The sequence below is a fragment of the Acinetobacter sp. WA-87 genome (assembly GCF_039938935.1).
Lineage (GTDB): Bacteria > Pseudomonadota > Gammaproteobacteria > Pseudomonadales > Moraxellaceae > Acinetobacter > Acinetobacter seifertii.
This window is the reverse complement of sequence record NZ_JBDUVF010000001.1, coordinates 472,010-486,682: the sequence shown is the minus strand read 5'-3', so window position 1 is coordinate 486,682 and position 14,673 is coordinate 472,010. Positions and strand designations below refer to the sequence as shown.

14 protein-coding genes are annotated in these 14,673 nt (G+C 37.5%); 12 read left to right on the top strand and 2 right to left on the bottom strand.

Annotated elements, in window-relative coordinates; translation table 11 throughout:
* From ABFY81_RS02350 to ABFY81_RS02335, 4 genes are all read left to right on the top strand, one after another.
* On the top strand, positions 1-939 hold the full coding sequence (locus tag ABFY81_RS02350; RefSeq protein WP_004709076.1) for an ABC transporter permease: 939 nt from the start codon (positions 1-3) through the stop codon (positions 937-939).
* A gap of 7 nt (positions 940-946) precedes the next feature.
* A complete protein-coding gene (locus ABFY81_RS02345; RefSeq protein WP_347912949.1) occupies positions 947-2,089 on the top strand; it encodes an ABC transporter permease in 1,143 nt (380 codons plus the stop codon).
* A gap of 12 nt (positions 2,090-2,101) precedes the next feature.
* Entirely contained in the window at positions 2,102-3,832 is a 1,731-nt protein-coding gene (locus tag ABFY81_RS02340; RefSeq protein ID WP_347912948.1) for an ABC transporter ATP-binding protein, read from the top strand.
* A gap of 107 nt (positions 3,833-3,939) precedes the next feature.
* Positions 3,940-4,599 (top strand): SOS response-associated peptidase family protein, encoded by a 660-nt coding sequence (locus ABFY81_RS02335; RefSeq protein WP_240287065.1) that lies wholly within the window; start codon positions 3,940-3,942, stop codon positions 4,597-4,599.
* Between the two features lie 53 nt (positions 4,600-4,652).
* On the opposite strand, the gene ABFY81_RS02330 is transcribed toward ABFY81_RS02335, so the two are convergent.
* Positions 4,653-5,021 carry a hypothetical protein gene (locus tag ABFY81_RS02330; RefSeq protein WP_039251368.1) on the bottom strand — a complete coding sequence of 123 codons (369 nt, stop codon included), beginning with the start codon at positions 5,019-5,021 and terminating at the stop codon, positions 4,653-4,655.
* Positions 5,022-5,326: 305 nt separating this feature from the next.
* Here ABFY81_RS02330 and ABFY81_RS02325 point away from each other — a divergent pair, with 305 nt between their 5' ends.
* Together ABFY81_RS02325 and ABFY81_RS02320 are read left to right on the top strand one after the other, a co-directional pair.
* Positions 5,327-6,184 (top strand): 3'(2'),5'-bisphosphate nucleotidase CysQ, encoded by an 858-nt coding sequence (locus tag ABFY81_RS02325; RefSeq protein ID WP_347912947.1) that lies wholly within the window; start codon positions 5,327-5,329, stop codon positions 6,182-6,184.
* A 56-nt stretch (positions 6,185-6,240) separates the two neighbouring features.
* The gene (locus ABFY81_RS02320) at positions 6,241-6,975 is read left to right on the top strand and encodes a phosphoglycerate mutase family protein (protein ID WP_049065819.1); all 735 of its coding nucleotides are present in this window, start codon (positions 6,241-6,243) and stop codon (positions 6,973-6,975) included.
* 58 nt (positions 6,976-7,033) lie between these two features.
* On the opposite strand, the gene rpsT is transcribed toward ABFY81_RS02320, so the two are convergent.
* Positions 7,034-7,300, bottom strand: a complete 267-nt coding sequence (rpsT, locus tag ABFY81_RS02315; RefSeq protein WP_002117906.1) for a 30S ribosomal protein S20 — start codon at positions 7,298-7,300, stop codon at positions 7,034-7,036.
* Between the two features lie 212 nt (positions 7,301-7,512).
* Between rpsT and ABFY81_RS02310 the strand changes: the two genes are divergently transcribed.
* The 6 genes from ABFY81_RS02310 to mfd all read left to right on the top strand — a co-directional run bounded on the left by ABFY81_RS02310 (position 7,513) and on the right by mfd (position 14,617).
* Positions 7,513-8,178 carry an NAD(P)H-binding protein gene (locus ABFY81_RS02310; protein WP_347912945.1) on the top strand — a complete coding sequence of 222 codons (666 nt, stop codon included), beginning with the start codon at positions 7,513-7,515 and terminating at the stop codon, positions 8,176-8,178.
* 12 nt (positions 8,179-8,190) lie between these two features.
* Positions 8,191-8,697, top strand: a complete 507-nt coding sequence (rraA, locus tag ABFY81_RS02305; protein ID WP_347912944.1) for a ribonuclease E activity regulator RraA — start codon at positions 8,191-8,193, stop codon at positions 8,695-8,697.
* Positions 8,698-8,721: 24 nt separating this feature from the next.
* A complete protein-coding gene (locus ABFY81_RS02300; RefSeq protein WP_086497279.1) occupies positions 8,722-9,501 on the top strand; it encodes a glutathione S-transferase N-terminal domain-containing protein in 780 nt (259 codons plus the stop codon).
* Positions 9,502-9,646: 145 nt separating this feature from the next.
* A complete protein-coding gene (locus ABFY81_RS02295) occupies positions 9,647-10,579 on the top strand; it encodes a Dyp-type peroxidase (protein WP_086497280.1) in 933 nt (310 codons plus the stop codon).
* Positions 10,580-10,663: 84 nt separating this feature from the next.
* Positions 10,664-11,020 (top strand): hypothetical protein, encoded by a 357-nt coding sequence (locus tag ABFY81_RS02290; protein ID WP_216133687.1) that lies wholly within the window; start codon positions 10,664-10,666, stop codon positions 11,018-11,020.
* A gap of 135 nt (positions 11,021-11,155) precedes the next feature.
* Positions 11,156-14,617, top strand: a complete 3,462-nt coding sequence (gene mfd / locus ABFY81_RS02285; protein ID WP_347912943.1) for a transcription-repair coupling factor — start codon at positions 11,156-11,158, stop codon at positions 14,615-14,617.
* The last annotated feature ends 56 nt before the right edge of the window (positions 14,618-14,673 follow it).

The following is a 14,673-nucleotide window of genomic DNA, read 5'->3' as shown; positions in this document are numbered from 1 at the left end:
ATGCTGGCATATGTTATTCGGCGGTTATGGCAGATGATTCCAACCATGTTGGGAGTAGTACTGTTTATCTTTATTCTTTTTAACTGGGTAGGTGGAGATCCAGCTTATATTTTGGCAGGTAAGATGTCTAATCCTGAGCAGATTGAAAACATTCGTAAACAGCTAGGGGTAGACCAACCTTATTACGTTCAGCTCTGGATTTTTATTAAGCAGATTCTCACTTTTGATTATGGTGCAAGTTGGAGTACGGGGGAACCGGTTTCACAAATTATTTTAACCCGCTTGGGGCCTTCACTAACGCTTTTAATTCCACTCACTATTTTACAAACTGTTATTTCAATTGGCTTAGCCTTAGCTGTATCGGCTGTACGTGGCTCTTTAACAGATCGTATGGTCATGATGTTATGTACCATTGGCATGTCGATTAGTATCTTGGTTTATATTATTGTTTTTCAATATGTTCTGGCTTATCAGTTAAGTTGGTTCCCAGTACAGGGCTGGAGCGATAATTTTACCGATAATTTATTTAAGTTCGCCTTACTTCCAATTTTAATTATGTTGGTGGTGAGTATTGCACCTACTTTACGTTTATACCGTAGTTTTGTGCTTGATGAGATTAACCAAGATTACGTTAGAACGGCACGAGCTAAAGGTGTAGGGGAAAGCCGAATTTTAGGTGTGCATGTTTTACGTAATGCTTCAATTCCTATTATTACCGATGTGATGGCGACTTTGCCTGCGTTGCTCATAGGGGCATTTTTAATTGAGCGTTTTTTTGGTATTCCCGGTATTGGTCGAGAAGTAATTATCGCAGTTGAGCGAAGTGATTTTCCTGTGATTAAAGCAATTACAGTCTACATTGCAGCTGCAACCATGATTTTTAACTTGATTGCCGATTTAGTCTACAAAGTGGTTGATCCACGTGTACAGTTGAAGTAGGTGGGTTATGCTAAGTGTTCTATCAAAAAGAAAATTACAAACCCAGACAGGACCTGCTTCAGCTGGTTTATGGCGGCTTGCAATGCGTCGCCTTCGGGCTGACAAAATTGCAATCGCATCACTCATTGTTGTGCTGTTCTATTTGGTCGTATTGCTACTATCATTTACGGGAGTGATTGCATCGGACTGGAATAAAGAAGTTGCTGTCAGTTATGCACCTCCTACATTTATAGGTGCAGATAAAACGACGGAAGCTTTGCAAAAGACAGCTGCTATAGATGAGGAATTACCGGAAAATCCAGTCGATCCCTTAAAAGATGTCATTCACCAACTGAAGGCTGAAATTAAACAAGAAAAGAGCTCTGGAAGTGCAATTGATTATTATGGTGTAGTTGATCCGTTAGCAGATGATATGAAAGCAATTGATCGGCAACTAGGTGGACATTTACTCGATCAGCAAAGTGAACTTAAAAGTACGCTTATATTTGGAGCTGACAAATGGGGACAAGATGTCCTTAAAAAGACCATTAAAGGTGCCGAAACCTCAATTATTGTAGGGCTAGTTTCAGCATTGCTCGCAGTAACCTTAGGCACACTGCTAGGGGCGATTTCAGGGTACTTTGGTGGTTGGGTAGATGACATCCTTAACTGGTTTTATAACATTTTTACTTCCATTCCATATTTATTATTAGTTCTTGCTATTGCTGCCGTACTGCAACAAAAAGGCATTTTATCTATTGTTTTGATTTTAGGTTTAACGGGCTGGACAGGTGTTTACCGTTTAATTCGTGCTGAGTATATGAAACATACCTCACGTGAATATGTTCTGGCTGCTAAGGCAATTGGTGTTGGACATTTCCGCCGTATGTTTATTCATATTTTTCCTAATGTCAGCCATATTGCTTTGGTTCAAATGTCAATTTTGGTGGTTTCTTTTATTAAATCGGAAGTTATTTTGAGTTTCTTAGGCTTCGGTGTACCTGTCGGCGTAGTGTCTTGGGGCAGCATGTTAAATGAGGCGCAAAGTGAACTTCTTTTAGGTAAGTGGTGGCAGCTTGTCGCAGCCTCTGTCGCAATGGCTGTTTTGGTTACTGCATTTTCAATGTTTACTGATGCACTGCGTGATGCATTAGATCCAAAACTAAAATAAGAGGAAAACCTAATGTCAGAACAACAAAAAAGTGTCCCTTTACTCCACATTGAAAACTTACGTGTAAGTTTTAAAGGTGAAGACAAGCAGTATATCGAAACTGTTAAAGGAATCTCCTTTGATATTCCAGCAAATACCACTGTCGCTTTAGTTGGTGAGTCGGGTAGCGGCAAGTCAGTTACTTCTTTGGCAACTATGGGCTTACTACCTGTAGGCCAAAGTAAAATTGATGAAAAAAGTAAGATTGCTTTTGAAGGTCAAGACTTACTCAGCTTATCCCGTAAAGATATGCGAAAAATCTGTGGTAAAGATATTGCCATGATTTTTCAGGAACCAATGTCATCATTAAATCCCGTTTTTACGGTAGGTAATCAAATCGCAGAAGTGTTGTGTTTACACATGGGTATGAGTCGTAAACAGGCCCGTCAGCGTGTTTTAGAGTTACTCAAAGAGGTTGGGATACCTTCACCAGAAACGAAAATTGATGCTTATCCTAACCAGCTGTCTGGTGGTCAACAGCAACGTGTCATGATTGCAATGGCGATTGCTTGTGAACCTAAGTTACTGATAGCCGATGAACCGACAACGGCACTTGATGTCACCATTCAAAAACAAATTATTGATTTACTCGAATCGTTGCGTCAGCGTCGTCAAATGTCGATGCTTTTTATTACGCATGATTTGGCTTTAGTGGGTGAAATTGCAGACCAAGTCATTGTAATGCGTCATGGTGAAATTAGAGAGCAGGGACTTGCAGAACAAGTTCTAGAGCAACCTAAAGATGTATATACGAGAGCTTTACTTTACTGTCGTCCTCAAATGTCACAGCGACCTTATCGTTTGCCTGTGACCAGCGACTTTATGCGTCAAGAAGACAATGTATTGGTAGAGCAAAGCTTTGATGTTTCAGAAATTCCACAGCGTAAACGCGGTTTAAATGGCGAAGAGCAAATTATTTTAGAAGTAAAAGATCTGAAAAAAAGCTTTTATAGTCGTAAAGGATTATTTGGAAAAGAAGAATTTCAAGCAGTAAAAGGTGTTTCTTTCAAACTGGCTAAAGGGAAAACGCTTGGTCTAGTGGGAGAGTCAGGCTCAGGTAAAACTACAGTGGGACTTTTGCTCATGCGTTTACATGAAGCAACAGGTGGTGAAGCTTTCATTGAGGGTAAAGATATTCTTTCATTAACTGAAAAAGAGTTTGCCAAATATCAACGAAAGATTCAGATCATCTTTCAGAACCCATATGCTTCGCTTAACCCACGCTTTACCATCGGGCAGATTTTATTAGAGCCTATGCAAATTCATAACATTGGTAAAGATGATGCGGAGCGTAAACAAATTGCACTTGGGTTACTTGAACGAGTTAATTTACCTGAACAAGCTTACTATCGTTATCCACATGAGTTCTCGGGTGGGCAACGCCAACGTATTGCTATTGCACGTTGTTTAACGCTAAAGCCTGAAATTTTAATTTGTGATGAGTCTGTTTCGGCACTAGATGTTTCAGTTCAGGCCCAAGTACTTAACTTATTACAGGACTTACAAGATGAGTTTGGACTAAGTTATATCTTTATTTCACATGATTTATCGGTTGTGAAATATATCTCGGATCAAGTCATGGTCATGAATCATGGGGAGGTTGTTGAAATTGCCAATTCGGATCAGCTCTATGCACATCCTCAACATGATTACACTAAGCGATTATTGCAGGCGATTCCACAAGGCATTCAACACGTTTCATAAGCGTAAAGTTATGTCGTTAAGGGCACTTTCGAGTGCCTTTTCATTTGGTTTACGTGGTAAATGCTTATAAAATAAGAGAAGTAACAGTATAGTGTTTTATTCTTGCTATGTGTGCCAACTTTAAACCTTTAACACTTGCCCAATTACAGCAACTTCAGTTGCCTGTAGTCAGCTTTAGCTATGTCGATGAGGTTTATCCTGCTGGCACAACGCCGCTATTATTCAAATCACCGCAAGGTCTTGAATGGCGTGAAGTCATGTTTGGATTAGTTCCCAAATGGGCGGAAGATACAAACATAGCAAAACATACTTATAATGCGCGTCACGAAACAATTTTCCAAAAACCGAGTTTTCAAGAAGCTGCTCTTAAATGTAAGTTTGGTGTGATCCCTGTAACCGAGTTTTATGAAAGTAAATATATAAATGATAAACCTGAACGATGGGCTGTACGCCGTAAAGATGGGCAGGCTTTTTTCATTGCAGCAATTTATGAAATTTGCAAAATAAATGAAACGATTGTCCGTTCTGCAAGTATGTTAACCATGGACGCCATAGACCATCCTATGATGAAAGACTTTCACGAACCGGGCGATGTCAAAAGATCAGTCATTGTGATTCCACATGACCGTTTAGATGAATGGTTAAGTTTAGAAACACCAGATATTTCGAGTTTTGTTGAAGGTTTTCCTGTTGAGGAGTTTGAATGTTTACATGTTCCCAAAGAGAAAATTATAAAACCTACACCTCAATTAAGTATGTTTGAATAGCAATAGTGGGGCTAGGTTATTGGCTTAATTGTTAAGTCAATAACCCTTTATAGTTAGTCAATATTCTTACTTAAAGTTTGTACCTGATCATCATGTGCTAGATAAGCCAATTCAATTGGTGAAATTACAAAAGTTGAGTTATCTGAGGTTTGTTTAAATACAAAGCCATATTCAAATGATTGCGTATTTTTACTTGGTAACCAAAATAAATAAGGGCAACCTGTATAGCTACCGTCCCAACCCATTTCTTTAGCCAAAGCCAAAGCGGTATCTGACTTAGCAATAATTTCTTTAAGTGATTCTTTGTCTCTTTGAGACACATCACCATCATCGTCTGCAAATGTTTGTAAAAACTCGTTTAATGGGGTTAAGTCTTCCCAGTTATTTTCAATTGTTGAGAAATGATATCCATATAGCATCATATTTTAGTCTTCCGTTTTGTTATTGTGCTATTGAACATAACAAGAAATGCTTGAAAATGAAATGTTTGAATTTATGTTAAGTTGTTTATTTTTCATAAGTTACAATAGTATTTATATACAAAAATTAATGTTGTTTTCTTTTGTATATAAGTACTTTACTGATTCAAAATTTGAAGCAAAGCTTATGAAAAAATTGTAATGATTCAATTAAAAAGAATGTATTTTTAAGGATACTAGACTCTTGTTGAATACTGAATTTGTCATAATTCACTTATAATAAAAAGGAAAGAAAATAGAGTTTATTTATGTTTATAACAACAACACGCCCCAATGATGCCTTAATTGAACAGCTGCTACCAATCTTGGAAGAGGCTAGTCAGATTTTATTACAAGAATATCAAAACTATTCAGCAGGATGTGAGTTTAATATTCAAGAAAAACATGATGATTCACCCGTGACTCAAGCAGATTTAAAAGTAAATCAATTTTTATTAAAACATCTTGCAGAAATTACACCAGAGTTACCTGTCTTATCAGAAGAAAGTGACTATAGCGCTCGCCATGACTGGTTTTCTTGCTGGATGTTAGATCCGCTTGATGGTACCAAAGAGTTCATACACGAGCGGGATGAGTTCACGATAAACTTGAGTTTGATTGAAGGGCGTGAAACTATCTTCTCTGTAATCGTTGTACCTTGTGAGCAGGTTGTTTATTTGGGTTATTTAAAAGAGTTGCCTTTTAAATATAGCTTTAGCCAACAACAATGGTACCAATATCAAAAAGAGCCGTATTCAACTCAAGCACCTGTACAAATTGGTTTAAGCCACAGTAGTAAAAATCCGAAATATCATAAATTTATTGAACCGATTGAAAAAAACCGTACCGTAATTCGACGTGAAGCGGGCAGTGCTTATAAGTTTTGCATGATGTTAGAAGGTGAGATTGATATTTACCCTAGATTTCATCCTACCTCTGAATGGGATACCAGCTCAGGTCAGGGATTATTAGAGAGTATAGGTGGGGGGTTACTCACCTTAAAAGGTAAACCCTTTGAATATAACCAGCGTGATACTGTATTAAACGGGGGCTTTATCGCATTTCGTGATCAGGAAAGCAAAAAAATAGCATTTGAAGCTTTGGCTCAATCGGGTGTTTTGGATTGAGAGTTATGCCAGACATGTTATAGTGACAAAGTATTGAAAAAAGATGACACGATAAAATGGCACTCGATTTATTGCCTAAAAGCATGTTTGAAGCAATTGATTTATTGCCAGATGCTTCAACCCCTGTAACCCTTTTTACACGGCACTCGCTAAGAGAGTTGGTCGATGGGCAAGGTTTAGCAGGATACGATTTGCAACTTACTCCTCAAGGGCGTGAGCTAGCGCAAGCATGGGGAAGCTATTTAATTAAAAATACGGACCGAGTGATTCAACATTGTATATCTAGTCCAATCCAACGTTGTGTAGATACTGCTGCGCTTATGATTGAAGGTGCAGATGGTGTAAGCCCTGAACCTAATACGCATACAATTGAAATAGTTGAACAAGGTCTATTGGTAGAACCGGGAAGCTTTGTACTCGATATTCAACAAGCCGCCCCTTATTTTCGTAAACAAGGGGCTTTAGGCTTTATTAATAGTTTTGTGAATAACGCATTACCTGGTATGAAACATCCCATTACGGGTGTTTTAGACGTGTTGGAGCTGATTTATCAGACTCATCCTAAAACGAAAAGTGGGTTAAGTTTAGCTGTTAGTCATGACACAATCATTGCTGCGATTGTTGCTGTAATTTCGGGTAATAATCAGATACAAAAGGCAGATTGGCCTGCAATGATGGAAGGTTTGTTTGTATGGTTTGAAGGGGATGAATTTCCCAACTGTAAATTAAAGTGGATTTGGAGAGGCAAGGCTTACGAGTTGGACGTATCAAAATTTCATAATGAACAGTAAAAGCAAAAAATATAGATAATAAAAAAAGCCCTATTGGGCTTTTTTTACATGCTTCAAATTAGTTAGCTAACGCTTTAACTTGAGCATTTAAACGGCTCTTATGACGAGCAGCTTTATTTTTGTGGATGATGCCTTTATCAGCCATGCGGTCGATTACAGGAACAGCTTTTTTGTAAGCTTCTGTAGCAACTGCATAATCACCACCAGCGATTGCACTTAAAGTACGTTTGATGTAAGTACGAACCATAGAACGCAAGCTTGCGTTGTGTTTACGCGCTGTAACGTTTTGACGCGCACGTTTTTTAGCTTGAGCAGAGTTTGCCACTCTTGCACTCCTTGAAAATAAGTTGGTCTGGGCGGGCTGTGGTCAATCCAGTAAACTGGTGTAACCATCACCAGCCCGTAAACAAGTGCCATATTGTGATGAATCAACACCGTGAAGTCAAGCCTTGCGAGCATTTTAAGCCGTTTTAGGGGCTGCTAAAAGCGTAAGAAAAGGTTAAATTTGAAACAAACTTAAAGAAGGTTGGATAAAAAATGACTATAAGCAAGAAAAAAGCAATTGTAGTAGGTGCTACAGGACTTGTTGGTTTAGCTCTTGTAGAGCAGCTTGAGCAAACACCAGAATTTGAAGCAATTACGGTTGTTGTTAGAAAAGAATCGCAACTACTTAATACATATAAAAAAGTTACTCAACTAGTCATAGAGGATTTTTTATTACTTAATGACGAAGACGTAAATGATCATACTCATGCATTTAGCTGCTTAGGTACAACTCTAAAAATAGCAGGTTCAAAGAAAGCCTTTTATGCTGTTGACTATGAAATAAATGCTCATTTTGCCGACTTGATCCAAGATAAACATATTCATTTCTTAATTGTGAGTGCGCTTGGAGCAAATGCTAATTCACCAGTTTTTTACAATAAAGTAAAAGGACAACTCGAAGACTATATTCAAAGTTTAGATATTGAAAAATTATCGATTTTCCAACCATCTTTATTAATTGGTAAACGTAGCGATGTGCGTTTTATTGAAGATTTAGGACAAAGCCTATTTAAATTCATTGAAAATAAATGGCATAAACCATTCAAATATAAACCCGTTACTGCTGAGCAATTGGCTCATACCATGGTCGTAGCGGCGCTAGCGCAAATTGAAGCATTTAAGCGATATGATAATCTGAGCATACAGCAAACTCGATAAGGGAGAATAAAAGTGTCTACAGTACCATTTGTGACATGTGATTTATTGGATGATAACCCAGAAAAAGATTTACAAGTGGTCATACCCTCAATGGATGGTAAGTTCTTTAAAAGTTATGGTGCGCGTCAAACCTTTGGTGGACAAGTTGTAACTGTAAAGTGCTTTGAAGATAACTCACGTGTAAAAGAGTTATTAGCAACAGATGGTACAGGGAAGGTGTTGGTTGTGGATGGTGGTGCTTCAATGCGCTGTGCACTTATGGGAGATATGATTGCTGAGTCGGCAGTTAAAAATAACTGGAATGGCGTGATTATTTACGGCTGCGTCCGAGATGTTGATGCACTTGCAACTCTGGATTTAGGTGTACATGCATTGGCAGCAATTCCACAAAAAAGTAATCGTAAGGGCATTGGTGAAGTAGGTATTCCTTTGTATTTTGGTGGAGTCACAATTCAATCTGGAGATTTCATTTATGCAGATAACAATGGAATTGTGATTGCTAAGGAAAAATTAGTTTAGCTCCACAATATAAAGGAACATGACATGGTGAATCATCAAATTAAAGTACTGCAAGCAGTAGCATCTGCAATTGCTGAGGGTGGTAGAGGGGTTACAGGTACAGCATTTCCTAATCAACCTGTTAAAGCGTTAAAACTCTATGAATTTGAGGGTTCACCATTTTGTCGTCGTGTTCGTGAAGTGATTACACTTTTGAATTTGGATGTTGAAATTTATCCGTGCCCTAAAGGGGGAACAAAGTATCGTTCAGTTGTAAAACAAATAGGCGGTAAATTACAGTTTCCTTTTTTTATTGATGAAAATACAGGCGATAAGCTATACGAATCACAAGATATTATTCATCACTTATTTAAACATTATGGAAAGACAGGACAAACACCTCAGAAATTTTCAAATTATCCCAAAATGCCATATCTGGCATTTGCAGGAACGTTATTGAATGGTGCACGTGGAGTCTGGATTAATAAAAAAATAGTAAATAGAGTTGCACCTGAGCAAAAACTTGAACTATGGAGTTTTGAAGCAAGCCCATATTCAAGAGTAGTAAGAGGTTTGTTATGTGAACTTGAAATTCCTTATATTTTGCATAATGTTGCAAAAGAAAGATGGCAAGATATGGGACCTGCTATTCTTCGCTTAAAACCGGGTAAATATGTACCTTTAAAAGATGGGAAAAGAGAAAAGTTGTTGCCGATTATGCAAGGTAAAATGCAAGTACCTTATCTGGTTGACCCAAATACAGGGGTTAAAATGTTTGAATCTGCTCAAATTGTAAAATATTTAAAACAACAATATGGTAGTTAAGATAAATTAAAAAAATTTAAAAGAGATTGGAGAAATTCAGTCTCTTTCAAGACATAAAAAGAATAAGAAATCGTACGATAAAAAAATGAGTATGCTAAATTACTACCGTAAATTGTGAAAAATAAGGCCTGTTTTTATGGAATGTATGAGAATTCAGCCAGTAACAAGTCATCCTGGGGAAAATGCATTATTTATTGTATTGGGGTTAGCTCAAGGTGATTCTGTTGTAGAAAAAGTAAAAGATTTTGCTGCTAATTTTTCAGCGTTAACTCGAAGTTTGTCTAATCGTTATCCAGAAAGTAAATTTAATGCCACATTCGGTTTTAGCTCAAATGCATGGGATGTTTTATTTCCAGAGCAAGCAAAGCCTCAAGAATTAGAAACATTCCAAGAAATAAAAGGCCCAAAGTACACAGCTGTTTCAACACCAGGTGATTTATTCTTTCATATTCGTGCTGATCGACAAGCTCTCTGCTATGAATTGGGAAGCATAATCAATGAACAGTTGGGAAAAGTGACTTACCCAATCGATGAAGTACATGGTTTCCGTTATTTCGATGGTCGAGCGATTATTGGCTTTGTAGATGGGACAGAAAACCCTGAACCTGTCATTGCTGCGCAGTGGGCGCTAGTGGGTAGTGAAGATCCTGAGTTTATCGGGGGAAGTTATGCATTTATTCAAAAATATACTCATGACATGGAAAAATGGCGTGCTTTAAGCGATGCAGAACAAGAAAAAGTGATTGGACGCAAGAAGTTTAATGATGTTGAACTTGGTGATGATGAAAAGCCTTTAACAGCTCATAATGTGGTAAGTAAAGCGCATGATGCAGAGGGCAATGAACTAAAAATTATGCGTGCCAATATGCCTTTCTCGAATCCTTCAAAAAATGAATACGGTACTTTTTTTATTGGTTATTCGCGTAAATTTAGTACAACACGCCAAATGCTTGAAAATATGTTCCTAGGAAATGAACAAGGTCATCTTGACCGTTTACTTGACTTTAGTACTGCGCAAACTGGTACTTTATTTTTTGTACCGACTGTAGATTTCCTAGATGATTTGGGTGACGAATAGTCGCTAGAAATTAATTAAGCATAAGTGATGGAGGTGAATAGGTGGCCTCCATTATTTACATTGAAACTAATATGATGTGATGAAATGTTTAAAAAGTTAAGCCAGCTTTTTCAAGGCTCGAAAGAGTCACCAGAGCAAAAATATTTACAAGAGAATCAACTTAGTTTTGATTCTGAGCGTGGACCCTTAATTAAAAATATTGTCATTAACGAGAAATGGTCAGAGCATCTTGAATATTTTTCAAATCGTAAATTACAGAACTTTGATGATTTACGTAAGTTATTTCAAATTACGCCACAAATTAATGAGAAAATCGACTTAGAGATTGCAAGCCAACGCTATGTTGAAAGATTGGGTAATACTCAAGAAAAGTTACTTGAACTTAAAGCAATCATACAAATATTGAACCAATATTATGTGATGTTTCTACGTGATAAATAAGTTCAAACATTTGTTTTAAGAACTATAAAAAAGTATCGTAAAGTAGTAGCCTGATTTCAGAAAAATAACTCAATTCAATAAAAACATCATGCTACTATTAACCTCATATCTTTTTAGCTCATAAAAGCCATATACATGTTTCAACAAGAAATCTCTCAATTGAATTTGCAACAGCTCAAGGCCGGTGAAAAGCGTTGGGTGGGGTCATTATTAGGTTCATCAGCCGCTTTATTGCTTAAAGAAATTGCGACTCAGCATTCTTCTTTATTAGTTTTAGTCGCTCGAAATAACCAACATGTTGCACAATTAGAAAGTGAACTTGAGTTTTATGGGATAAAACCGACAATTTTCCCTGATTGGGAAATTTTGCCTTATGATCGTTTATCACCGCATCAGGATATTGTCTCAGAACGTCTTGCGATTTTATCGAATATGCCGCATCAAGGCGTATTACTCATCTCAGCAAGTACTTTGGCTCAACGCGTTGCACCTTATTCATGGGTTTTAGGTAAACACTTTGATATAAAAGTGGGACAAAAATTTGATTTAGAACAGCAAAAATTAAGATTGGTTCAGGCTGGCTACCACTTAGTAGATACAGTATATGATCATGGGGAATTTGCGGTACGTGGCAGTATTATGGATATTTTTGCATCTGGGCAAGAAGCTCCTATTCGTATAGACCTATTTGATGATGAAATTGATTCTTTAAAATTCTTTGATCCTGAAACCCAAAGAACAACTACAACGCTAAAAAGTTTTACAGTTTTACCTGCTAAGGAATTTCCATTAAAAGAAGCACGGTCAGTTTTTAGAGATCGTTATTCTGAGTTTTTCCCGACAGCAAACCCTAAGAAAAATCCAATTTATCAAGATGTTTTAGATGGTATAGCATCTCCTGGGATTGAGTTTTATTTACCTTTATTTTTTGATAAAGAACAAATGCAATCGCAAAGTATGTTTACAACGTACTTGCCAAAGAATTGCATTGTAATTACAACCAATGATGTTGATACCGATTTAACTAACTTCTGGAAAGAAGTTATGCGTCGTTATGAAGATCGACGTCATAATATTGATCAACCTATTCTTGCTCCTGAAGAGTTATTTATTTCTCCAAATCATTTGTTGAGTGCTTTAAATCAGTTTCCGCGCATGCTTGTGAGTGCAGAAACTATTGAAGAAAAAGCTGGTGCACTTAACCTTAAAACTGAACAACCACCTAAATTACCGGTCGATCCAAAAAAAGAAAAACCATTTGCAGCTGTAAAAAAATATATTGATGAAGCAAACCATCCTGTTCTATTAGTTGCGGAAAGTGCGGGACGCCGAGAAAGTTTAAAAGATGCATTGCGTTCAAGTTTAGGTGAAATTCCGAATGTAGAAAATTTTGAGCAATTCAAAACCAGCCAATTTGCAATTGCGATTACCAATGCACCTTTAGACCGTGGCTTACTTATAACTGATCAATTAACAGTTATTTCAGAAAATCAGCTTTACGAACACCGAGTTGTACAGCGTCGTCGTAAGCGACAACAGGAAGTTTCTGAAGAATTTCTGATTCGAAGCTTAACTGAGCTTAGTGTTGGTGCACCTGTTGTACATATTGATCATGGTGTAGGGCGTTATGCTGGTTTAATTACACTTGCTATCGAAGGGCAAGACTATGAGTTCTTGCAACTCGATTATGCTGAAGATGCCAAAGTTTATGTTCCAGTAACCAACTTGCATCTGATTAGCCGTTATAGTGGTGGTGACCCAGATTTAGCACCACTACATAAAATTGGTACAGATGCTTGGAGTAAGGCAAAACGTAAGGCTTTAGAACAAATTCATGATGTTGCAGCCGAACTTTTACATATACAGGCACGTCGTCAATCAAAACCTGGCTTTGCTTTTGAATTAGATCAGTCGCTTTATATGCAATTTGCAAGCGGCTTTGCGTACGAAGAAACGCTTGATCAGGCCAATGCAATTGAAGCCACACTGTACGATATGCAACAAGCAAAACCAATGGATAGATTGGTGTGTGGTGATGTAGGTTTTGGTAAAACCGAAGTTGCCATGCGTGCAGCGTTTGTTGCAGTGCAAAATGGTAAACAAGTTGCAGTTTTAGTTCCTACAACTTTGCTTGCCCAACAGCATTATGAGTCTTTTAAAGATCGTTTTGCTGATTGGCCTGTTCGTATTGAAGTATTATCACGATTTGGCTCAAACAAAACTCATGTGAAAAATATTGAAGACTTGGCTGATGGTAAAGTCGATATTGTGATAGGTACACATAAGCTATTACAAGAAAATGTTCAGTTTAAAGATTTAGGTCTAATGGTTGTAGACGAAGAACATCGCTTTGGTGTACGCGATAAAGAGCGAATTAAAGCTTTACGTGCCGATGTTGATATGTTGACTCTTACAGCAACACCAATTCCTCGTACGCTTAATATGGCTTTCTCTGGTATGCGTGATTTGTCAATTATTGCAACTCCGCCTGCACGTCGTTTAGCAGTGAAAACCTTCGTACAAGAGCATACAGATGCCTCGATTAAAGAAGCAGTTTTGCGTGAGTTATTACGTGGTGGACAAGTTTACTTCTTGCATAATGAAGTAGATACCATTGAACGAGCTGCTGAAAATATCCGTGTTCTTGTACCTGAAGCACGCGTAGCTGTGGCACATGGACAAATGCGTGAACGTGAGCTTGAGCAAGTCATGCAGCAGTTCTATCACAAAGAATATAATGTACTGGTATGTTCAACTATTATTGAAACGGGTATTGATGTTCCAAATGCCAATACAATCATAATTGAACGTGCAGATAAGCTTGGTTTAGCACAATTACACCAACTACGTGGGCGCGTGGGTCGTTCACATCATCAGGCTTATGCTTATTTATTGGTACCTTCAATCAAACATTTGAAAGGTGATGCTGAAAAACGCCTTGATGCAATTCAACGAGCTTCTACATTGGGTGCAGGTTTCATGCTTGCTACTGAAGATTTAGAAATTCGTGGTGCTGGTGAGTTATTGGGTGAGCAACAAAGTGGTTCAATGCAAGCGATAGGATATAGCTTGTATATGGAAATGCTTGAGAAAGCGACCAAAGCAATTCAACAAGGTAAAACGCCGAATTTTGATGCACCATTGTCGTTAACTGCTGAAATTAATTTACATATTCCTGCGCTTATCCCTGATGATTACTTAGGCGATGTTCATCAAAGATTATTATTCTATAAGCGTATTAGTAGTACAGATACTCAGGAAAAATTAGATAATATCCGAATGGAGCTGATAGACCGTTTTGGTGTACCTCCACAGTCAGTTAAACACTTGTTTAGTGTGCATCAGATCCGCTTAAAAGCAGAACATTTGGGTATTACAAAAATTGATATTAATACTCAGGGTGGACATGTTGAATTTTCACCTGATACCCCAGTTCAAGCCATTAGTATTATTCAATTGATGCAAAAGAATCCGACCTATTATCGTATGGAAGGGGGCCAACGTTTAAAGGTAATGGTTCAACTCGAAGAGTATGAAAAACGGATTCAATTTATCAATGATCTACTACAAAAATTGATGAGTGAACTACATGTCTGAGATATGTTTTTTTATAAACGATAACTGAGTAAGACATTTGTATTGCTACAATTGAA

Coding starts and splice junctions, on each gene's coding strand:
- ABFY81_RS02350 (WP_004709076.1), top strand. CDS start 1: ATGCTGGCATATGTTATTCGGCGGTTATGGCAGATGATTCCAACCATG.
- ABFY81_RS02345 (WP_347912949.1), top strand. CDS start 947: ATGCTAAGTGTTCTATCAAAAAGAAAATTACAAACCCAGACAGGACCT.
- ABFY81_RS02340 (WP_347912948.1), top strand. CDS start 2,102: ATGTCAGAACAACAAAAAAGTGTCCCTTTACTCCACATTGAAAACTTA.
- ABFY81_RS02335 (WP_240287065.1), top strand. CDS start 3,940: ATGTGTGCCAACTTTAAACCTTTAACACTTGCCCAATTACAGCAACTT.
- ABFY81_RS02330 (WP_039251368.1), bottom strand. CDS start 5,021: ATGATGCTATATGGATATCATTTCTCAACAATTGAAAATAACTGGGAA.
- ABFY81_RS02325 (WP_347912947.1), top strand. CDS start 5,327: ATGTTTATAACAACAACACGCCCCAATGATGCCTTAATTGAACAGCTG.
- ABFY81_RS02320 (WP_049065819.1), top strand. CDS start 6,241: ATGGCACTCGATTTATTGCCTAAAAGCATGTTTGAAGCAATTGATTTA.
- ABFY81_RS02310 (WP_347912945.1), top strand. CDS start 7,513: ATGACTATAAGCAAGAAAAAAGCAATTGTAGTAGGTGCTACAGGACTT.
- ABFY81_RS02300 (WP_086497279.1), top strand. CDS start 8,722: ATGGTGAATCATCAAATTAAAGTACTGCAAGCAGTAGCATCTGCAATT.
- ABFY81_RS02295 (WP_086497280.1), top strand. CDS start 9,647: ATGAGAATTCAGCCAGTAACAAGTCATCCTGGGGAAAATGCATTATTT.
- ABFY81_RS02290 (WP_216133687.1), top strand. CDS start 10,664: ATGTTTAAAAAGTTAAGCCAGCTTTTTCAAGGCTCGAAAGAGTCACCA.
- mfd (WP_347912943.1), top strand. CDS start 11,156: ATGTTTCAACAAGAAATCTCTCAATTGAATTTGCAACAGCTCAAGGCC.